The sequence below is a fragment of the Enterovirga sp. CN4-39 genome (assembly GCF_049446235.1).
GTDB lineage: Bacteria > Pseudomonadota > Alphaproteobacteria > Rhizobiales > Beijerinckiaceae > Enterovirga.
The window spans coordinates 290,958-310,195 of the sequence record NZ_JBMSEF010000001.1; the positions used below are offsets into that span (position 1 = coordinate 290,958).

A 19,238-nucleotide genomic window follows, 5' to 3' on the forward strand; every position below is an offset into this window, starting at 1 on the left:
CGGGACGAGACCCGATCGCCGATGCAAGCACTCTTCTTCTACATCTTCGCGGCGATCACCGTCGCGTCGGCCGTGATGGTGGTTGCCTCGCGCAATCCCGTTCAGTCGGTGCTGTTCCTGATCCTCGCCTTCGTGAATGCGGCAGGGCTGTTCGTCCTGCTCCACGCCGAGTTCCTGGCGATGATCCTGGTCGTCGTCTATGTCGGCGCCGTCGCGGTGCTGTTCCTGTTCGTCGTGATGATGCTCGACGTCGACTTCGCCGAGCTGCGCCAGGGCTTCCAGCAATATCTGCCCGTCGGGGCGCTGATCGGGCTGATCTTCCTCGTCGAGATCCTGCTCGTCGTCTCCACCTGGGCCGTGAGCCCCGAGGCGCTACGGGTGCCCATCGCTGCGACGCCTCCTGGCGAGGCGATCACCAACACCGAGGCAATCGGGCGCGTGCTCTACACGCGCTACTCCTACTTCTTCCAGGCCGCAGGCTTGATCCTGCTCGTGGCGATGATCGGCGCGATCGTCCTGACCCTCCGGGATCGGCCTGGGGTGAGGCGCCAGAACATCGCCAAGCAGGTTGCGCGGACGCCAGAGGAGGCGGTGCAGATGCACAAGGTGCCTTCCCGTCAGGGCCTCGGGGAGTTCACGCGATGACCACGATCGGGCTCGGGCACTTCCTCACGGTCGCGGCGATCCTGTTCACGATCGGCGTCCTCGGCATCTTCATCAACCGGAAGAACGTCATCGTCATCCTGATGTCGGTCGAGCTCATCCTGCTCGCCGTGAACATCAACCTCGTCGCGTTCTCGTCGCACCTGAACGACATCGTCGGCCAGGTCTTCGCGCTCTTCGTTCTGACCGTGGCTGCCGCCGAGGCGGCGATCGGCCTTGCGATCCTCGTCACCTTCTACCGCAATCGGGGTTCGATCGCGGTGGAAGACATCAACATGATGCGGGGCTGATACCGCCCGATGTACCACGCGATTGTCTTTCTCCCCCTAATCGGCTTCCTGATCGCCGGCATCTTTGGCCGGGTGATCGGGCCGCGGCCGAGCGAGATCGTCACGACTGCCCTGCTCGGGGTGTCGGCGTTCCTGTCCTGGATCGCCTTCATCTCGGTCGGCTTCGGCTCGGGTGCGACTCGTGTCCAGGTCGCGAGCTGGATGGTCTCGGGCGACCTCGTGGTCGACTGGGCGTTCCGCATCGACACGCTGACGGCCGTGATGCTGGTTGTCGTGACCAGCGTCTCCGCGCTCGTCCACCTCTACTCGATCGGCTACATGCACGAGGACCCGCACCGGCCGCGGTTCTTCGCCTACCTGTCGCTCTTCACCTTCGCCATGCTGATGCTGGTGACGGCCGACAACCTCGTCCAGATGTTCTTCGGCTGGGAGGGCGTTGGCCTGGCGAGCTATCTGCTGATCGGCTTCTGGTACGAGAAGCCGTCCGCGAACGCGGCGGCCATGAAGGCCTTCATCGTCAACCGGGTCGGCGACTTCGGCTTCCTCCTCGGCATCTTCCTCGTCTTCATCCTGTTCAATTCGGTCGCCCTCGACCAGATCCTGCCGCGCGTTGCGGAGGTGAAGGACGAGACGTTCCTGTTCCTGGGCTACAACTGGAACGCGGTGACGATCACCTGCCTGCTCCTGTTCATGGGAGCGATGGGAAAGTCGGCGCAGTTCCTGCTGCACACCTGGCTGCCGGACGCCATGGAAGGCCCGACCCCCGTCTCGGCGCTCATCCACGCCGCGACCATGGTCACGGCGGGCGTGTTCATGGTGGCGCGCATGTCGCCGCTCTTCGAGCTCTCGCAGAATGCGCTCACGGTCGTGACGGTCATCGGCGCGATCACGGCGTTCTTCGCCGCGACGGTCGGCCTCGTGCAGAACGACATCAAGCGCGTGATCGCGTATTCGACCTGTTCGCAGCTCGGCTACATGTTCGTCGCGCTCGGGGTCGGCGCCTTCGGAGCCGGCATCTTCCACCTGTTCACCCACGCCTTCTTCAAGGCGCTGCTGTTCCTCGGGGCCGGCTCGGTCATCCATGCGATGCACCACGAGCAGGACATGCGGAACATGGGCGCGCTGCGCCGCTACATTCCGTTCACGACGGCCATGATGGCGATCGGCACGTTGGCGCTGACCGGCTTTCCGTTCACCGCGGGCTATTACTCGAAGGACGCCATCATCGAGGCGGCCTACATGTCGCATAACCCGGGCGCGGCGCTTGGCTTCATGGCGACGGTGATCGCGGCCTGCATGACGTCGTTCTATTCGTGGCGCCTGTTCTTCATGACCTTCGAGCAGACGCCGCGCTGGGGCGGGTCGCACGATGCGCATGCTCATGCGGCTGGCCATGCGGGCTCGCACCATGCCGATGGCGCGCCGGGCCACCATGAGGGCGTCGCTCACGACGATAAGGGGCATGACGTCGAGCCGGCTGCGCATTCGCATCTGGAGCACGGCGACCACGGCCACGACCACCAGCCGCACGAGAGCCCGCTCGTCATGCTGATCCCGCTCGGCGTGCTCGCCTTCGGGGCGATCTTCGCCGGCATGATCTTCGCGCCGTTCTTCATCGGCCACGACGCCGAGCAGTTCTGGCGTGAATCCCTCGGCATGACCCAGTACAAGGTCTTCGAGGAGATGCATCACGCCCCGCGTTGGGTGGTGTGGTCGCCTTTCGTCGCGATGATCGTGGGCTTCCTGCTCGCCTTCCTCATGTACATCCGCCGGCCGGACCTGCCCGGCCGCGCGGCGGCGCAGAACCCGATCCTGTACCGCTTCCTGCTCAACAAGTGGTACTTCGACGAGATCTATGACTTCGTCTTCGTGCGCGGTGCGAAGTGGCTCGGCCGCTTCCTCTGGAAGCAGGGCGACGGCACCGTCATCGATGGTCTCGGGCCCGACGGCATCTCGGCCCGGGTGGTCGACGTGACGCGTGGCGTCATGCGGCTGCAGACCGGCTACGTCTATCACTACGCGTTCGTCATGCTGATCGGGGTTGCTGCCCTGATCACCTGGTACCTTCTCACCGGCGCGGGGGCGCACTGATGTTCGGCCTCGGCATTCTCGCCGGTCTTCTGATCGTCCCGCTCGTCGGCTCCGCGATCATCCTGTCGCTGCGCGGCGACGATGCGGATGTGCGCTCAAACGCCCGCTGGATCGCGCTGTTCACGACGCTAGCGACGTTCCTGCTCTCGCTCTACGCCTGGAGCCGGTTCGATCCCACGACTTCTGCATTCCAGCTGACCGAGACTCATGCCTGGCTGGCGGAGACGATCCGCTTCAAGCTGACGGTGGACGGCTTCGCCATGCCGTTCATCCTCCTCACGACGTTCCTGATGCCGTTCTGCATCCTGGCGTCTTGGGAGGCGATCGAGCGGCGGGTGAAGGCGTATTACGTCTGCTTCCTGGTGCTCGAGACGACGATGATCGGCGTCTTCGCGGCCGGCGACCTCGTGCTCTTCTACCTGTTCTTCGAAGCCGGCCTCATGCCGATGTTCCTCATCATCGGCATCTGGGGCGGCAAGCGGCGCATCTACGCGTCCTTCAAGTTCTTCCTCTACACCCTGCTCGGCTCCGTGCTGATGCTGCTCGCGATCATCGCGATGTACTGGCAGGCCGGCACGACCGACATCCAGGCGCTGCTGCAGCACCGGTTCCCGGTCTCGATGCAGACCTGGCTCTGGCTCGCGTTCTTCGCCTCGTTTGCGGTGAAGATGCCGATGTGGCCGGTTCATACCTGGCTGCCCGATGCCCACGTGGAGGCCCCGACGGCGGGTTCGGTGATCCTCGCCGGCATCCTGCTGAAGATGGGTGGCTACGGCTTCATCCGCTTCTCGCTGCCGATGTTCCCGGACGCCTCGCTGTACTTCCAGCCCCTCGTTTACGCGCTGTCGATCGTGGCCATCATCTACGCTTCGCTGGTCGCGCTGGTGCAGGAGGACATGAAGAAGCTCGTCGCCTACTCGTCGGTGGCGCATATGGGCTTCGTGACCATGGGCCTGTTCTCCCTGAATCCGCAGGGGATCCAGGGCGCCATGTTCCAGATGATCTCGCACGGCCTCGTCTCTGGTGCGCTCTTCCTCTGCGTCGGTGTGGTCTACGACCGCATCCACACCCGCGATATCGCGGCCTATGGCGGCCTCGTGAAGCGCATGCCCCTCTACGCGGTCGTGTTCCTCATCTTCACGATGGCCAATGTCGGCCTTCCCGGCACGTCGGGCTTCGTCGGCGAGTTCCTCACGATGCTGGGCGCCTTCCGGTCCAATCCTTGGGTCGGGTTCTTCTCGGCGTTCGGCGTGATCCTTTCTGCGGGCTACGCGCTCTGGCTCTACGCGCGCGTCGTGTACGGCCCGCTCGAGAAGCGCTCGCTCGCCGGCATCCTCGACCTGAACCGGCGCGAGATCATCACGTTCGCGCCCCTCGTGCTGCTCACGATCTACTACGGCGTGCAGCCCGGCCCGATCCTCGACACCTTCGCGCCTCCCACCGAAGCCCTTATCAGGGGCGTCGAGACCGCCATGGCGGCGGTCAAGACCGCGGCACTCTCCGGTAACTGACGACAATGCAGAGCTTCGCGGCTTCGAGCTTCGGCCTCGCCACGCCAGAGATCATCGTGGCAGTGGGGGCGCTTGTGCTCCTCATGGTCGGCGCCTTCTCCGGAAAGCGGGCGACAAACATCGTCGGGACGGGCGCGTTCGTCGTCCTCCTGCTGGCGCTGATTGCCGTCGCCTTTCTTCCTTCGTCGAAGAACGCCATCCTCGGCGGCGCCTTCATCGCCGACGGCTTCGCCAAGTACATGAAGGCTCTGGTCCTCATTGGCTCGGCGGCGGCGCTCGCGCTCTCGTCCGACTACATGCAGCGCGAGGGCTTCATTCGCTTCGAGTTTCCGGTTCTCATCCTGCTCTCGACAGTGGGCATGATGATGATGGTCTCGGCGAACGACCTCATCTCGCTCTATCTCGGCCTCGAGCTGCAGAGCCTCGCGGCGTATGTGGTCGCGGCGATCCATCGCGACGACACGCGCTCCACGGAAGCCGGCCTGAAGTACTTCGTCCTCGGCGCGCTCTCTTCCGGCATGCTGCTCTACGGCGCGTCGCTGATCTACGGCTTCACGGGCACCGTTTCCTTCCCGGCGATCGCAGAGGTCGTCCGCGGGGAGGCGCCGATCGGCCTGATCCTGGGCATCGTGTTCGTCGCGGCCGGCGTCTCGTTCAAGATCTCGGCGGTGCCGTTCCACATGTGGACGCCGGACGTCTATGAGGGCGCGCCCACTCCCGTCACCGCCTTCTTTGCGTCGGCCCCGAAGGTCGCCGCGATGGCGATGGCGGTCCGGGTGTTCATCGGGGCGTTCCCCGACATCATCCATTCCTGGCAGCAGATCATCATTTTCGTCGCCATCCTGTCGATGGCGCTCGGCTCCTTCGCGGCAATCGGCCAGCGCAACATCAAGCGCCTGATGGCCTATTCCTCGATCGGCAATGTCGGCTACGCCCTTATCGGGCTCGCGGCAGGCACGCCCGAGGGCATCCAGGGCGTCATCGTCTACATGGCGATCTATCTCGCCATGACGCTCGGCGCTTTCGCGGTGATCATCGGGATGCGCCGAGGGGACCGGTATCTGGAGACGATCGACGAGCTTGCGGGTGCGGCCACGACACATCCCTGGCGCGCCTTCGCGCTCGCCATGATGCTGTTTTCCCTCGCTGGAATTCCGCCTCTCGCCGGCTTCTTCTCGAAGTTCTACGTCTTCGCGGCGGCGGTTCAGGCTGGGCTCTACACCTTGGCCGTCATCGGTGTGGTGACCAGCGTGATCGGCGCCTACTATTACATCCGCGTGGTCAAGGTGATGTATTTCGACGAGCCGAAACCGGCCTTCGAGCGCATGGCTCCCGGCGCCGAGGCCGTGCTGATCGCCTGTAGCGTTGTCGTCACCCTGTTCTGGGTCGTCCCGGCCCCGCTGGTGAATTCCGCTGCCGCCGCGGCGCGATCGCTCTTCTGAGCGGGATGGCATTCGCCCTCGCGCCAGAGGCTCTCGACGCCGGCTATAGGCTCATCGCGCACGATACGGTCGGCTCGACCAGCACGGACGCGCTGGAGCGGCTTCGCTCTGGCGAGCAGGGGCCGCTCTGGGTTGCCTCCAGCCACCAGACGCAAGGTCGGGGGCGGCGTGGTTCCTCCTGGAGAACGGAGCCGGGCAACCTCGCGGCGAGCCTCGCGCTGAACACGGATGCAGATCCGGCCGGCATTGCGACATTGGGTTTTGTTGCCGGCGTGGCTCTCGCGCAGGCGCTTGAGCGATGCTGCCAAGCCGGGGCTGCGTTTCGCCTCAAATGGCCGAACGACATGCTGGCCGATGGGGCGAAGCTCGCCGGGATACTCCTCGAGACCGAAAGCCTTCCCTCCACACGCGCCGTCGTGATCGGCATCGGGGTCAACGTCGTGCACGCGCCGGAGGGGCTGCCCTATCCGACCGCCTCACTTCGCTCTCTTGGCCATTCGGTCACGGCGGAAGAGCTGTTCGCAGCACTGAGCGCCGAATGGGTGCGAAGTGTCCAGCTCTGGGATCAGGGGAGGGGATTCGGCAGCATTCGTGAGCTTTGGCTCGCCCGAGCCTCGGGGCTTGGCGGGCCGGTCTCCATCCGGTCCGGTTCCAGCGTCATCTCGGGCACGTTCCAGACCATCGACCAGCACGGTCAACTCGTGCTTCGGACGGAGGAGGGCGCGGTCCGAACGATCAGCGCCGGCGAGGTTTATTTTGGTTCGGCGGCGAGTGCGCGCCGGGAGGCTGTTGCGTGAGCGCTGACGACGAACTCGTCTTTCTGCCGCTTGGGGGCGTCGGCGAGATCGGAATGAACGCCGCCCTCTACGGCTTCGGGCCGGAGCGGCGGCGGAAGTGGATCCTGGTCGATTGCGGCATGGGCTTCGCGAGCGAGGAGCACATGCCGGGCGTCGACCTGATGTACCCGGACCTGTCCTTCATCGAGCAGCGCAGCGAGGATCTCCTCGGAATCATCATCACTCACGCGCATGAGGATCATATCGGCGCACTCGTCGAGATGTGGCCCCGGCTCCGGGCTCCGGTCTACGCAACGCGGTTCGCGGTCGGCTTGGTCGAGACCCGCAAGCTGAGCGAGCCAGGTGCGCCGAAGATCGAGCTGAACGAGATAGTGCCTGGAAACCGGCTCCAGCTCGGGCCTTTCAGCGTCGAGTACGTGCCGGTCTCACACTCGATCCCCGAGTCAAATGCGCTCGCGATCCGGACCCCGGCCGGGCTCGTGGTCCATACGGGCGACTGGAAGATCGACCCGACGCCGTATCTCGGCGGCACGACCGAGGAGGCAGCCTTCCGGGCACTCGGCGACGAAGGCGTGCTGGCGCTCGTCTGCGATTCGACGAACGTGGTCCGGGACGGGGTCAGCCCGAGCGAATCGGATGTTGCGGCAGCCCTGAAGGACTTGATCGCGGACGCGCCGCATCGGGTGGCGATCACGACCTTCGCCTCCAATGTCGCCCGCATCCGAGCCGTTGCCGAAGCTGCGAAGGCCTGCGGCCGCGAAGTCGTGGTGGTCGGCCGGGCGATGGACCGGGTCGTCGGGGTGGCGGACGATTGCGGCTATCTGTCGGGCCTGAACGAATTCAACCCGCCCCAGGCCTACGGCTATCTCGACCGAAGCCGGGTCGTCGCGCTGCTGACCGGCTCGCAGGGCGAGCCGCGGGCCGCTCTGTCGCGCATCGCAGAGGACGAGCACCCTGACATAGCGCTCTCTGCGGGTGATCGGGTCATCTTCTCGTCCCGGACCATCCCGGGCAACGAGACCCCGGTGAACGCGATCATAAACAACCTCGTCCGGCGCGGGATCGAGGTGATCACCGACCGCACGCACCTAGTCCACGTTTCGGGCCACCCGCGAAAGGACGAGGTGGCCCGCATGTATGCGTGGACCCGGCCGCAGGTCGCCGTCCCGGTGCACGGCGAGGACCTGCACCTGGCTGTCCACGCCGATTTCGCTCGGAAGCAGGGCGTGCCGAACGTTGTTCGGGCGCGCAACGGCACCATGGTGAGGCTCGCACCAGGTCAGCCCGAGGTCATCGAGCACGTTCCCGCCGGTCGACTCTATCGCGATGGCGACGTGATCATCGGCCAAGCCGACAAGGCCATTCCCGAGCGCCGAAAGCTGGCCTTTGCGGGCATCGTTTCGGTCGCAATCGCTATCGACCAGCGCGGGGAGCTCTCCGGCGATCCGGCCGTCGAGCACATGGGAATTCCCGAGCGCACGCGATCGGGCGAGACCTTCGCAGAGCTGATAGACGACGCGATCGCCGAGACGCTGAACGGGCTGCCGCGTGCCCGACGGCGTGATCCCGAGGCCGTGGAGCAGGCGGTTTCGCGGGCCATTCGCGGCGTTATTCGAGCGCATTGGGGCAAGAAGCCTGCCTGCCATGTGCTGGTGGTCGAGGTATAAGCCGGCCGACCTCGTGGACTCAAAGGGTGGCAGGATGATCGGGCGGCTGAACCATGTCGCAATCGCGGTGAAGGACCTCGCAGCCGCGACGCGCGTCTATCGCGACACACTGGGCGCGGATGTGTCCGCCCCCCTTCCGCAGCCGGAACACGGGGTGACGGTCGTGTTCGTCAACCTGCCGAACACGAAGATCGAGTTCCTCGAACCGCTCGGGGAGAACTCGCCGATTCGCGCCTTCCTGGATCGCAATCCGGACGGTGCCATCCATCACCTTTGCTACGAGGTGGACGATATCAACAGCGCGCGAGATAGGCTCGTCGCCGCTGGAGCGCGCGTGCTGGGCGGAGGCGAGCCGAAGATCGGCGCTCACGGCAAGCCCGTCCTCTTCCTGCATCCGAAGGATTTCTGCGGGACGCTCACGGAACTCGAGCAGGCCTGAGCAATGTTCCTGGTGAATTGGGCGGCGCGGTCGCTCGCGACGACTCTTCTTGCGATCTTCGTTCTCGCCGGCATCGGGATCTACGCGGGCGTGTTGCTGAAGCTCAGCGTCGCCGGCGCGTTCGGCCTCTACTTCGTGGTTTGGTGGACGCTCGTTTTTGCGATTCTGCCGGTACGCGTTCGGACGCAGGCGGAGACGGGCGAGATTGCGGCTGGAACCGACCCCGGCGCGCCCGCGAATCCGGCGCTGAGGGAAAGGGCGATCTGGACCACAATCGTCGCGGACGGCGTCTTCGTCGCCATCGCAGCGTTCTTTCCGCTGTCAGGGCTGTAGCGCTCGGCTGCAGCACCAAAACAAAAGAGCAAGGCTTCTCAGCCCTGCTCTCGGCCTTTCGGCAGATCGTTGATTGTCTTCGGTCTCCGATAAGCCGTCCCTGTGACGGCGGGCCGAAGCTTGGCTTCCTCCCAGGACTTGGACCCGGCGCACGCTCTTTTCGGGTGCGGCCGATGCGCACTTGTTTATGGCACCCGAGAGGACCTGTCACCTCAAATCTACTCCTGATCGACGAAAGTAGAGGTCGTTCGTCTCCAGGATTGCGGAACTTCGACGCTCTGTTTGCCGTCTTGCATTCCTCGGCGGTTCGCTCGATAGCGGGGCGCACGAGCGCCGTTGACGCGCTTTGGCCTGCGTCTCGCTCCAGCAAATCACCTTCGATGCGCCTCTCCCGCTTCCTTCTTCCGATTCTCCGCGAGGCTCCTCGCGAAGCCGAGATTGCCTCCCACCGCCTGATGCTGCGTGCGGGCATGATCCGGCAGCAATCGGCCGGCATCTACTCCTGGCTGCCGCTCGGCTATCGCGTGCTACGCAAGATCGAGCAAATCGTGCGCGAGGAGCAGAATCGCTCAGGCGCGATCGAGCTTCTGATGCCGACCATCCAGTCGGCAGATCTCTGGCGGGAATCCGGGCGTTACGACGCGTACGGCAAGGAGATGCTCCGCATTCAGGATCGGCACGAGCGCGAGATGCTCTTCGGGCCGACCAACGAGGAGATGATCACGGACATCTTCCGGTCCTACGTGAGATCGTATCGCGACCTTCCGATGAACCTCTACCACATCCAGTGGAAGTTCCGGGACGAGGTCCGCCCCCGCTTCGGCGTGATGCGCTCCCGCGAGTTCCTGATGAAGGATGCGTACTCGTTCGACCTCGACCAGGCCGGTGCGCGCCACTCGTACAACAAGATGTTCGTCGCCTATCTCCGCACCTTCGCGCGGCTCGGGCTGAAGGCGATCCCCATGCGTGCCGATACGGGCCCCATCGGCGGTGACCTCAGCCACGAATTCATCATCCTCGCCTCGACGGGCGAGAGTGAGGTCTTCTGCCACAAGGACTATCTCGAGTTCGCAACCCCGCCGGCGGACACGAACTTCGAGTCCCGCGAGGATCTGCAGGGCATCGTCGATCGCTGGACCTCGCTCTATGCCGCGACGTCCGAGATGCATGATGCGGGCGAGTTCGAGGCACTTTCCGAGAGCGATCGGGTCTCCGCGCGCGGCATCGAGGTCGGCCACATCTTCTATTTCGGCACGAAGTACTCAGCCCCAATGGGCGCGCGCGTGATGGGGCCCGACGGGACCGAGCACGACGTCCATATGGGCTCCTACGGGATCGGGCCGAGTCGCCTCGTCGCCGCGATCATCGAGGCGAGCCACGATGATGCCGGAATCGTCTGGCCGGACGCGATTGCGCCGTTCCAGGTCGGCATCCTCAACCTCCGGGTCGGCGACTCGGCGACGGATGCCGCCTGCGGCGACCTTTATCGGGGACTGACGGCAGCGGGATTTGACGTGCTCTACGACGATCGTGATGACCGTCCTGGCGCTAAGTTCGCGACGGCGGACCTCATTGGGCTCCCCTGGCAAGTGATCGTCGGGCCGAAGAGCCTCGCGGACGGCAAGGTCGAGCTCAAGCGCCGTGCAACGGGAGAGCGTGAACTGCTGTCGCCTGCCGACGCTATGCGGCGGATCAGCGGCTGACCGGGATGGGCAGCGAGAGGCGGACGCTGCGACTGCCGTTCCGGCTGCCGGCAGGGATGCCCGCCGGGTTGCCATTTGCCCCTTTCGAGTGGCTGCTCGCCGGGCGCTACCTGAAGACGCGGCTGATCGCGCTGCTGTCCTTCCTCGGGATCATGCTCGGGGTCGCCACGCTCATCATCGTCCTTTCGGTGATGAACGGGTTCCGCAAGGAGCTCCTCGAGAAGCTCGTCGGCATCAATGGCCACATCTTCGTCGCGGCAATCGATAGTCCCCTGACCGATTACGCCGACGTCGCTGATCGGCTCTCGAAGGTCTATGGCGTGAAGCGCGCCGTCCCGTTTGTCGAAGGGCAGGTTTTCGCCTCATCCCCTTATAATGGATCCGGCGCCCTCGTGCGCGGGGTTCGGGGCGACGACATGCCGAAGATCACGGCGGTGGCCGATAATCTGCGGCAGGGTACCCTCGAGAACTTCGATACGGCCGGCGGGGTCGCGATCGGGCGCCGGCTGGCCGACGCGCTCGGTATTCAGGCGGGAGACACCATCTCGCTGCTGACGCCGCGCGGCGCGGCCACTCCCTTCGGCACGACGCCTCGGATCAAGAGCTTCCCCGTCGTCGCCGTGTTCGAGATCGGCATGTCCGAGTTCGACGCGACGTTCATCTACATGCCGATGACGGAGGCGCAGGCCTTCTTCAACCGGGAAGGGGACGCAACTCTCATCGAGGTGTTCCTCGACGATGCCGACCGGGTCGATGAGGCACGCTACGCGATCGAGCAGGCGGCCGAGAGGCCGGTGCTCCTGACTGACTGGCGCCAGCGAAATCGCACGTTCTTCTCCGCCCTCGAGGTCGAGCGGAACGTCATGTTCCTGATCCTCACCCTGATCGTGCTGGTCGCCTCGCTCAACATCATCGCGGGCCTCGTGATGCTCGTGAAAGACAAGTCGAGCGATATCGCCATCCTGCGCACGATGGGTGCGACGCGCTCCGCCGTGATGCGGATCTTCGTCGTGACCGGCGCCTCGATTGGCATCGTAGGTACCCTTGCGGGCGTTGCGCTCGGGCTCCTCGTCTCCCTGAACATCGAAACGCTCAGGCAGCTCATCTCTGGCCTCACCGGCGCGAATCTGTTCCCTGCCGAGCTCTACTTCCTGTCCCGACTGCCCGCCGTGGTCGACCCGACGGAGGTCACGACGGTTGTCGTGCTCGCAATGGCGCTCTCCCTTCTCGCCACCATGTACCCATCCTGGCGTGCGGCGCGGCTCGATCCCGTCGAGGCGCTTCGGTACGGCTGACCCGCATGGCCGAACAGCCTTCTCCGGCGCTCCGCTTGGCGAGCGTCGAGCGTCGCTATCCCGAGGGCGACGGCTTCCTGGAAATTCTGCGGGGCGCGGATCTCAGCCTGGTGCCGGGCGAGATGGTCGCGCTCGTCGGACCGTCAGGCGCTGGAAAATCGACCCTGCTTCACGTGGCGGGTCTGCTTGAGAAGCCCGACGGGGGCGACGTGTTGCTCGGCGGCCGTTCCACCGCCGCCATGGGAGACGCCGAGCGCACGCGGATGCGTCGCGAGGAGATCGGCTTCGTCTACCAGTTCCACCATCTCCTGCCCGAGTTCACGGCACTCGAGAACGTGGTCCTGCCGCAGATGATCCGTGGCCTGTCGCGAAAGGAAGCACGAGGGCGTGCGGCCGAACTGCTGACCTTCCTCGGCCTTGGGGAGCGCCTGACCCACCGCCCCGCGAAACTCTCGGGCGGCGAGCAGCAGCGGGTCGCGATTGCCCGCGCGGTGGCGAACGCCCCGCGGCTGCTGCTTGCCGACGAACCCACGGGCAACCTCGATCCGCAGACCTCCCGCCACGTTTTCTCGACCTTGGTGTCGCTCGTGCGGGCTTCCGGCCTCGCTGCCCTCGTTGCGACCCACAACCTTGAGCTAGCCGAGCGCATGGATCGGCGGCTGACCCTTCAGGAAGGCAAGCTCGTCGAACTCGACTGAGCCGGGCGCTCCAGTTCGGGGCGCGAATCTGGGGACGCGACTTCGGGCAGGATCGACTTCCGCCGCGCCTCCGGCGAAAGATGGCTGCCCAGCTCAGAATCCGAGACCATGGCGCGCATTCTACGTGACGTCGGCTTCGTGCATCTGCACGTCCACTCGTCCTACTCGCTGCTCGAAGGCGCATTGAAGATCGCCGATCTGCAGAAGCTTGCGGAGAAGGACCGCCAGCCCGCGCTCGCGCTGACCGACACGAACAATCTCTTCGGAGCGCTCGAGTTTTCCGAAAAGCTCGCCGGCAAGGGCATCCAGCCGATCGCCGGCATCCAGCTCTCGGTCTGCTTCGAGGAGCCGGAACCGAATGCCCGCCAGCCCGGCGTCAAGACGTCGAACATCGTCCTGCTCGCCTCTTCGGAGGAGGGCTACGGCAACCTCATGAAGCTGGCGAGCCGGGCGCAGTTCGATGTGCCGCTCGGGGACCCGCCGCATGTCCGGGCCGCCTGCCTGAGGGAGCACGCTGCCGGCCTTTTCGCGCTGACGGGGGGCTTTACGGGACCAATCGATTCCGCCCTCCGGGATGGTGCGCGCGCGGACCTTGCCGGGAAGCGGCTCGCGGTTTTGCAAGAGGCCTACGGCGAGGCGTTGTACGTCGAGATCCAGCGCCACGGGCTCGATGTCGAGCGCATGGTCGAAGGCCAGCTCATCGACATGGCGGACGAGCGCGGCATCCCGATTGTCGCCACCAACGAGCCGTTCTTTTCATCGGCGTCCGACTACGAAGCGCAGGACGCCCTTCTCGCCATCGCCGAGGGACGGCTCGTCTCCGACGATAACCGCCGCCGGCTCACGCCCGAGCACCGGTTCCGCAGCCGCTCTGAGATGGCCGAGCTTTTCGCGGATCTGCCCGACGCCCTGCAGGCGACGGTCGAGATCGCGATGCGGTGCCATTTCCGGGTGAGGACGCGGAAGCCCATCCTGCCGACCTTCGGCACGGGCCAGGATGCGGAGACGCTCGACGAGGCCGCCGAACTTGCGCGACAGGCGAAGGACGGACTCGAGGCCCGCCTCGCCGCGCACGGGCCTGCCGCGGGCTGCACGGTCGAGGAATACCACGAGCGCCTGGAGTTCGAGCTCGGCGTCATCACCCGGATGAAGTTCCCGGGCTACTTCCTGATCGTCGCCGACTTCATCAAGTGGGCGAAGGAGCACGACATCCCCGTCGGGCCCGGCCGCGGGTCGGGCGCAGGATCGCTCGTCGCCTACGCCCTGACGATCACGGATCTAGATCCGATCCGGTTCGGCCTGCTCTTCGAGCGCTTCCTCAATCCCGAGCGCGTGTCGATGCCTGACTTCGACATCGATTTCTGCGTCGATGGGCGTGAGCGGGTGATCGAGTACGTCCAGCAGCGCTACGGCGAGCCGCAGGTCGCCCAGATCATCACCTTCGGTACACTGCTTGCGCGCGGCGTCATGCGCGACGTGGGCCGCGTGCTTGAGATGCCTTACGGGCAGGTCGACAAGCTCACGAAGCTCGTCCCCAACAATCCGGCGAACCCCGTCACGCTCGAGCAGGCGATCGCCGGCGAGCCGAAGCTTCAGGCGGCGGCCGAGGAGGAGCCGGTCGTCGGGCGCATGCTCGCCATCGCCAAGAAGCTCGAGGGACTTCACCGACACGCTTCGACCCACGCGGCCGGCGTCGTGATCGGCGACCGTCCGCTCGAGGAGCTGGTCCCTCTCTACCGAGACCCGAAGACCGGGATGCGGGTCACCCAGTTCAACATGAAGTGGGTCGAGCAGGCCGGGCTCGTGAAGTTCGACTTCCTCGGCCTCAAGACCCTGACCGTCCTCAAGAAGGCCGTCGAGCTCATCGAGGCGAAGGGCGTAAAGATCGACCTCGCGGCCGTCCCGCTCGATGACAAAAAGACCTACGAGCAGCTCGGCCGCGGTGAAACGGTTGGCGTGTTCCAGGTGGAATCCGCAGGCATGCGCAAGGCGCTCTGCGAGATGGAAGCGGACCGCATCGAAGACCTGATCGCCCTGGTGGCGCTCTATCGGCCTGGTCCGATGGCCAACATCCCGGTCTATTGTTCGCGCAAGCTCGGCCGCGACCCGGATCCGGAGGAGACCTGGTACCCGCACCCGAAGCTCGCCCCCATTCTCCGGGAGACCTTCGGCATCATCGTCTACCAGGAGCAGGTCATGGAAGTGGCCAAGCTCCTGGCCGGCTACTCGCTCGGTGGCGCGGACATGCTGCGTCGCGCGATGGGCAAGAAGATCAAGGCGGAGATGGACGCTCAGCGCGCCATCTTCGTGAAGGGTTGCACCGAGCGGGGGCTATCCGAAGATGTGTCCAACACGATCTTCGACCTTCTGGCGAAGTTCGCGGATTACGGCTTCAACAAGAGCCACGCGGCGGCCTACGCCCTCGTTTCGTATCACACGGCCTACCTGAAGGCGAACCACCCGGTCGAGTTCCTGGCGGCGTCCATGACCATGGACCTCGACAACACCGATAAGCTCGGGGAATTCAGGCGGGAGGCGCAGCGCCTGGGCATCAGGGTGGAGCCGCCCTCGATCAACAAGTCGGGCGTCGTGTTCCAGGTCGAGCGTGACCGGGACGGGAATGGCGCGATCCGCTACGCGCTTGCCGCCATCAAGGGGGTGGGCCGCGGAGCCGTCGAGGCGATCATCGAGGCGCGGGGCGACAAGCCCTTCCGGAGCCTCACTGACTTGGCGCAGCGGATGAATCCGCGCCTTCTCAACAAGCGCACTCTCGAAAACATCATCGCAGCCGGCGCTCTTGATGAAATCGAGCCCGACCGGGCCCGCGCGAGCGCTGCGATCGATGCGATGATGGGGCTCGCGCAGCAGGCGCTCGACATGCGTACCGGCGGTGCGCTGGACATGTTCGGCGGCGTGTCGGGCGCCGGCGTCGAACTCCGCATCCCCCTCCATCAGACCTGGCCGGCCTCGGAGCGCCTGCGGAAGGAATACGAGGCCGTTGGCTTCTTCCTGTCGGGGCATCCCCTCGACGAGTACGGCGACCTCCTGAAGAAGCTGCGCGTCCAGACCTGGGCCGACTTCTGCCGGACCGCCAAGGCGAGCGGGGGATCGGTGGGAAGGGTCGCGGCGAGCGTGCTCGACAAGCAGGAACGCCGGACGAAGAGCGGCAACAAGATGGGTATCGTGAACCTGTCCGATCAGACGGGCCACTACGAAGCCATCATCTTCTCGGAAGGGCTGACCACCTACCGCGACTTGCTGGAGCCGGGCCGGCCGGTGCTCCTGGTTCTCCAGGCCGGCGTCGAAGGCGATGAGGTCCGCGCCCGGATCCAATCGGTCGAGCCTCTCGATGACGCGCTCGGCCGGCACAAGAACGACATGCGCATCTTCCTGCGCGATCCTCGGCCCATTCCCAGCGTGCAGGAGCGCCTCCGGGCTCGGGGCGGCGAGGCGCGGGCAGAGGGCGAGATCTCGCTCATCCTCATCCTCGACGAGGGCGAGCGCGAGGTCGAGGTGAAGCTGCGCGGCCGCTTCCCGGCCTCGCCCGCAATTGCCGGAGCGCTGCGGGCGGTGCCGGGCGTGGTGGACGTCCAGATAACCTGAGGGAGGGCCGAGCCCCTCCCGAATCAGTTCGTGAACCGGATCTTCCGGTCCTTGCAGATATCATGCTCGTGGGTGTCGGATGCCGGCGAGCCCTCGAAGGTCGCCGAGATCGCCACGGTGCATGATTTCAGGGCCGGCAGGCGCAGCGTGGCCGACTTTCCGGTCGGCAACTCCTTGGTGAGGGTCGCCGACTTGCCTTCCGCCGAGATCTCGAGGCCCGTGAGGGCCGCACCGCTATCGTTGGTGATGTTGAGCACCCGCGCCGGCGTCGGGCCTTTCGCCTTCGGCTTCGCTCTTGGGGTCGCCGCGGTGGTGCCGCCTCCGGCCGGTGGGGTCAGCGGCGCCGCGCCGCTGTTCGCCGGCGGCGGGTCAAAGAGCGAGGTCTGCGCCTGGGCGCTTCCGGCGATCGCCAGCGTTCCGCAGACAAGAAGAAGCGATTTCCATCCCGACATTCGTCTCCTCCCCGACGGACAGGGCCTCCTCGCCCGAGTCCATTCCGGGCGGGAGCGTGACCAGAATGTCGCGCCCTGTCTAGCCGGCCCTGCCGCTCCCTCCCCAGGGAGCGGTGACGGCCTGGATCAGAAGTGAGCCTTGATGGCCCCGGCATTCTCCACCCCGCCGAGGCGCCGGTAGCTCGCCTCCATCATCGGAATGAGGTCCTCGACCTTCTCCGCCACGCCGTAGTTCAGCTCGAGACCTTCGCGAATGAAGCCGTTCAGACGCATGTGCGCGAGGAGATCGATCAGCGGCCGCCAGAAGCCGTTCAAGTCGAGCAGCAGGATTGGCTTCGTATGCCGTCCGAGCTGGGACCAGGTCATCTGCTCGACGAGTTCCTCCAGCGTGCCGACGCCTCCAGGCAGGGCGACGAAGGCGTCCGCCTTCTCGAACATCAGCTGCTTGCGGGTATGCATGTCCGGAACGACGATCGTCTCCTGAGCCTCGTCCAGCATGTTTTCCCGGCGGCGAAGGAAATCAGGGATGATCCCGGTGACGTGCCCACCGTGTCGCAGAACGGAGCGGGCGGTCGTTCCCATCAGGCCCACGTCGCCGCCTCCATAGACGAGGCCGAGACCGGCTTCGGCGAGGCGGCGTCCGAATTCCGCTGCGGCTCTCTCGAAATCGGGGTCGCGGCCCGGGCTGGACCCGCAATAGACGCAGACCCTCCGGAGCCCGCTCTCGCCGGCCGAGGCCGAGCGATCGCGTGCCGCCTTGTCCTGCTGCATGCTATCTCCTTGTTGTAAAACGTTTCGGGTCGTAACGTGGGGATGAGATTACGATCATCCAGGCAAACGCGCGAACAGGAACGACATGAGCGTGGGTCCCGCCAGGGCTCTTATTCCGGTCTTCGCGACTTTGGTATTCGCTGCCGCCCTGGGCTTCTACTTCACACGCAACGACGTGTCGCCGCGCCGGCCCGGTGCCTCGGGCGTCGTGTCGCAGGAGCAGCAACCTGCAGCGGGCGCGAGCGCCGGCCCCGCGGTGGCTCCTTCGGCGGTCCAAGGAGCCACTGTGCCTCCGGCAAAGCCTGGGGGGGCAGAGGCGGGCGCGGCTCCTGTAGCCCCCGCGCCAGCAGCCTCCGCGACGCCTCCGGCTGCTCCCGGGCCTGGCTCGAAGGAAGCGGACGCCTCGGAACCGAAGCACCCCTCCTTTGACGTCGTCCGCGTCGAGCCCACTGGCGAAAGCGTGATCGCGGGGCGCGCAGCTCCGGGAGCGACCGTGGAATTGCTGCGAAACGGCGAGCCTTTCGCGCGCGTCATCGCCGATGCGTCCGGGCTGTTCGCCTTCGTCCCGCCGCCACTGCCTCAAGGATCGCACGACCTCGTGCTGCAGACGAACGTCCCGGAAGGCAAGGGGCGCATCCGGTCCGCCCAGAGCGTCACGGTCGTCATCGGAACCGATAAGAAGCAGGCGCCGCTCGTCACGATCGCAGCTCCCGACCAGCCGACGGTCGTCCTCTCGCAGCCGGAGGAGCCAGCGGCGGCTCCGTCCCAGCCCGCACACACAGTGGCGGCGGCCCGCCAGCCGGACGGTTCGGCTCCACCTCCTGCTGCGCCGGCGAAGCGCCCTGAGGTCAGGATCTTCGCGGTCGAGGCTGAAGGCGCGGGTCGCCTGTTCGTCTCGGGGCAGGCGGCGCCTGGCGCCACGGTGCGCCTCTACCTGAACGACGCCTTCGTCGCACCGGGTGGGGCCGGTCCCGACGGTCGCCTCTCCTTCGCGATCGGGCGTGGAGTGAAGCCCGGGGATTATCGTGTCCGCCTGGACGATGTCGATCCCGTTACAGGCGCGGTGAAATCGCGGGCGGAGGTGCCGTTCTCCGTGCCTCAGCCGCCACCCGTCGCCGTTGCGGGCGCTCCCATCGGTCGGGCAACAGACGCGGCCGGTACGACCTCGCGCTCGGCACCGTCAGCACCCCGCTCGAGCGATTCCCCAGCGCAGGCGTCGGATCCAGCCGGTCCTCGAGAGAGCCCTGCCTCCGGGACTGCTCTCGCTCTTGCTGATCCTGGGCAGGTGGTGGTCCCAGAGGTCAACACCGCGATCGTGGCTCGCGGGGACAATCTCTGGCGCATCTCGAAACGGGTCTATGGAAAGGGGCTCCGCTACACCGTCATCTTCGGTGCGAACACGCCTCAGATCCGCAACCCGCACCTCATCTATCCTGGCCAGGTCTTCGTGCTGCCAGCCGACGAGGCCCAGAAGCGCTGACCA

16 protein-coding genes are annotated in these 19,238 nt (G+C 65.8%); 14 read left to right on the top strand and 2 right to left on the bottom strand.

What is annotated here, in order from left to right:
• The first annotated feature begins 21 nt into the window (after nt 1-21).
• The 13 genes from ACO2SS_RS01505 (at nt 22) to dnaE (ending at nt 16,532) form a co-directional block, all read left to right on the top strand.
• Nucleotides 22-645: an NADH-quinone oxidoreductase subunit J gene (locus ACO2SS_RS01505; protein WP_423275783.1), complete on the top strand. Its 624-nt coding sequence runs from the start codon at nt 22-24 to the stop codon at nt 643-645.
• A complete protein-coding gene (nuoK, locus tag ACO2SS_RS01510; RefSeq protein WP_423275784.1) occupies nt 642-953 on the top strand; it encodes an NADH-quinone oxidoreductase subunit NuoK in 312 nt (103 codons plus the stop codon). The genes ACO2SS_RS01505 and nuoK overlap by 4 nt, the downstream gene beginning before the upstream one ends.
• Nucleotides 954-962: 9 nt before the next feature.
• Nucleotides 963-3,044 carry an NADH-quinone oxidoreductase subunit L gene (gene nuoL, locus ACO2SS_RS01515; RefSeq protein ID WP_423275785.1) on the top strand — a complete coding sequence of 694 codons (2,082 nt, stop codon included), beginning with the start codon at nt 963-965 and terminating at the stop codon, nt 3,042-3,044.
• Complete coding sequence (locus tag ACO2SS_RS01520; RefSeq protein ID WP_423275786.1) at nt 3,044-4,555, top strand: NADH-quinone oxidoreductase subunit M; 1,512 nt, start codon at nt 3,044-3,046, stop codon at nt 4,553-4,555. The genes nuoL and ACO2SS_RS01520 overlap by 1 nt, the downstream gene beginning before the upstream one ends.
• Nucleotides 4,556-4,560: 5 nt before the next feature.
• Nucleotides 4,561-5,997, top strand: a complete 1,437-nt coding sequence (gene nuoN / locus ACO2SS_RS01525; RefSeq protein WP_423275787.1) for an NADH-quinone oxidoreductase subunit NuoN — start codon at nt 4,561-4,563, stop codon at nt 5,995-5,997.
• 5 nt (nt 5,998-6,002) lie between these two features.
• Complete coding sequence (locus ACO2SS_RS01530) at nt 6,003-6,794, top strand: biotin--[acetyl-CoA-carboxylase] ligase (protein WP_423275788.1); 792 nt, start codon at nt 6,003-6,005, stop codon at nt 6,792-6,794.
• A 53-nt stretch (nt 6,795-6,847) separates the two neighbouring features.
• Entirely contained in the window at nt 6,848-8,461 is a 1,614-nt protein-coding gene (locus ACO2SS_RS01535; protein ID WP_423276216.1) for a ribonuclease J, read from the top strand.
• A 34-nt stretch (nt 8,462-8,495) separates the two neighbouring features.
• Nucleotides 8,496-8,900: a methylmalonyl-CoA epimerase gene (gene mce, locus ACO2SS_RS01540; protein ID WP_423275789.1), complete on the top strand. Its 405-nt coding sequence runs from the start codon at nt 8,496-8,498 to the stop codon at nt 8,898-8,900.
• 3 nt (nt 8,901-8,903) lie between these two features.
• A complete protein-coding gene (locus tag ACO2SS_RS01545; RefSeq protein WP_423275790.1) occupies nt 8,904-9,233 on the top strand; it encodes a DUF1467 family protein in 330 nt (109 codons plus the stop codon).
• Between the two features lie 380 nt (nt 9,234-9,613).
• Nucleotides 9,614-10,936 (top strand): proline--tRNA ligase, encoded by a 1,323-nt coding sequence (gene proS / locus ACO2SS_RS01550; RefSeq protein ID WP_423275791.1) that lies wholly within the window; start codon nt 9,614-9,616, stop codon nt 10,934-10,936.
• Between the two features lie 56 nt (nt 10,937-10,992).
• Nucleotides 10,993-12,231, top strand: a complete 1,239-nt coding sequence (locus ACO2SS_RS01555; protein WP_423276217.1) for a lipoprotein-releasing ABC transporter permease subunit — start codon at nt 10,993-10,995, stop codon at nt 12,229-12,231.
• Nucleotides 12,232-12,236: 5 nt separating this feature from the next.
• Nucleotides 12,237-12,929, top strand: a complete 693-nt coding sequence (locus ACO2SS_RS01560) for an ABC transporter ATP-binding protein (RefSeq protein WP_423275792.1) — start codon at nt 12,237-12,239, stop codon at nt 12,927-12,929.
• A 108-nt stretch (nt 12,930-13,037) separates the two neighbouring features.
• The gene (gene dnaE / locus ACO2SS_RS01565) at nt 13,038-16,532 is read left to right on the top strand and encodes a DNA polymerase III subunit alpha (RefSeq protein WP_423275793.1); all 3,495 of its coding nucleotides are present in this window, start codon (nt 13,038-13,040) and stop codon (nt 16,530-16,532) included.
• 23 nt (nt 16,533-16,555) lie between these two features.
• On the opposite strand, the gene ACO2SS_RS01570 is transcribed toward dnaE, so the two are convergent.
• Both ACO2SS_RS01570 and ACO2SS_RS01575 read right to left on the bottom strand, forming a co-directional pair.
• Nucleotides 16,556-16,984, bottom strand: a complete 429-nt coding sequence (locus ACO2SS_RS01570) for a hypothetical protein (RefSeq protein ID WP_423275794.1) — start codon at nt 16,982-16,984, stop codon at nt 16,556-16,558.
• A gap of 126 nt (nt 16,985-17,110) precedes the next feature.
• Entirely contained in the window at nt 17,111-17,755 is a 645-nt protein-coding gene (locus ACO2SS_RS01575) for a TIGR00730 family Rossman fold protein (protein ID WP_423275795.1), read from the bottom strand.
• Between the two features lie 493 nt (nt 17,756-18,248).
• Between ACO2SS_RS01575 and ACO2SS_RS01580 the strand changes: the two genes are divergently transcribed.
• Entirely contained in the window at nt 18,249-19,235 is a 987-nt protein-coding gene (locus tag ACO2SS_RS01580) for a LysM peptidoglycan-binding domain-containing protein (protein WP_423275796.1), read from the top strand.
• The last annotated feature ends 3 nt before the right edge of the window (nt 19,236-19,238 follow it).

Excerpts from the sequence above, each read along its gene's own strand:
- nuoN (WP_423275787.1), top strand. The coding sequence starts at position 4,561 with ATGCAGAGCTTCGCGGCTTCGAGCTTCGGCCTCGCCACGCCAGAGATC.
- ACO2SS_RS01555 (WP_423276217.1), top strand. The coding sequence starts at position 10,993 with ATGCCCGCCGGGTTGCCATTTGCCCCTTTCGAGTGGCTGCTCGCCGGG.
- nuoL (WP_423275785.1), top strand. The coding sequence starts at position 963 with ATGTACCACGCGATTGTCTTTCTCCCCCTAATCGGCTTCCTGATCGCC.
- ACO2SS_RS01520 (WP_423275786.1), top strand. The coding sequence starts at position 3,044 with ATGTTCGGCCTCGGCATTCTCGCCGGTCTTCTGATCGTCCCGCTCGTC.
- ACO2SS_RS01545 (WP_423275790.1), top strand. The coding sequence starts at position 8,904 with ATGTTCCTGGTGAATTGGGCGGCGCGGTCGCTCGCGACGACTCTTCTT.
- ACO2SS_RS01535 (WP_423276216.1), top strand. The coding sequence starts at position 6,848 with ATGAACGCCGCCCTCTACGGCTTCGGGCCGGAGCGGCGGCGGAAGTGG.
- mce (WP_423275789.1), top strand. The coding sequence starts at position 8,496 with ATGATCGGGCGGCTGAACCATGTCGCAATCGCGGTGAAGGACCTCGCA.
- ACO2SS_RS01560 (WP_423275792.1), top strand. The coding sequence starts at position 12,237 with ATGGCCGAACAGCCTTCTCCGGCGCTCCGCTTGGCGAGCGTCGAGCGT.
- ACO2SS_RS01530 (WP_423275788.1), top strand. The coding sequence starts at position 6,003 with ATGGCATTCGCCCTCGCGCCAGAGGCTCTCGACGCCGGCTATAGGCTC.
- ACO2SS_RS01505 (WP_423275783.1), top strand. The coding sequence starts at position 22 with ATGCAAGCACTCTTCTTCTACATCTTCGCGGCGATCACCGTCGCGTCG.
- dnaE (WP_423275793.1), top strand. The coding sequence starts at position 13,038 with ATGGCGCGCATTCTACGTGACGTCGGCTTCGTGCATCTGCACGTCCAC.
- ACO2SS_RS01570 (WP_423275794.1), bottom strand. The coding sequence starts at position 16,984 with ATGTCGGGATGGAAATCGCTTCTTCTTGTCTGCGGAACGCTGGCGATC.
- ACO2SS_RS01575 (WP_423275795.1), bottom strand. The coding sequence starts at position 17,755 with ATGCAGCAGGACAAGGCGGCACGCGATCGCTCGGCCTCGGCCGGCGAG.
- nuoK (WP_423275784.1), top strand. The coding sequence starts at position 642 with ATGACCACGATCGGGCTCGGGCACTTCCTCACGGTCGCGGCGATCCTG.
- proS (WP_423275791.1), top strand. The coding sequence starts at position 9,614 with ATGCGCCTCTCCCGCTTCCTTCTTCCGATTCTCCGCGAGGCTCCTCGC.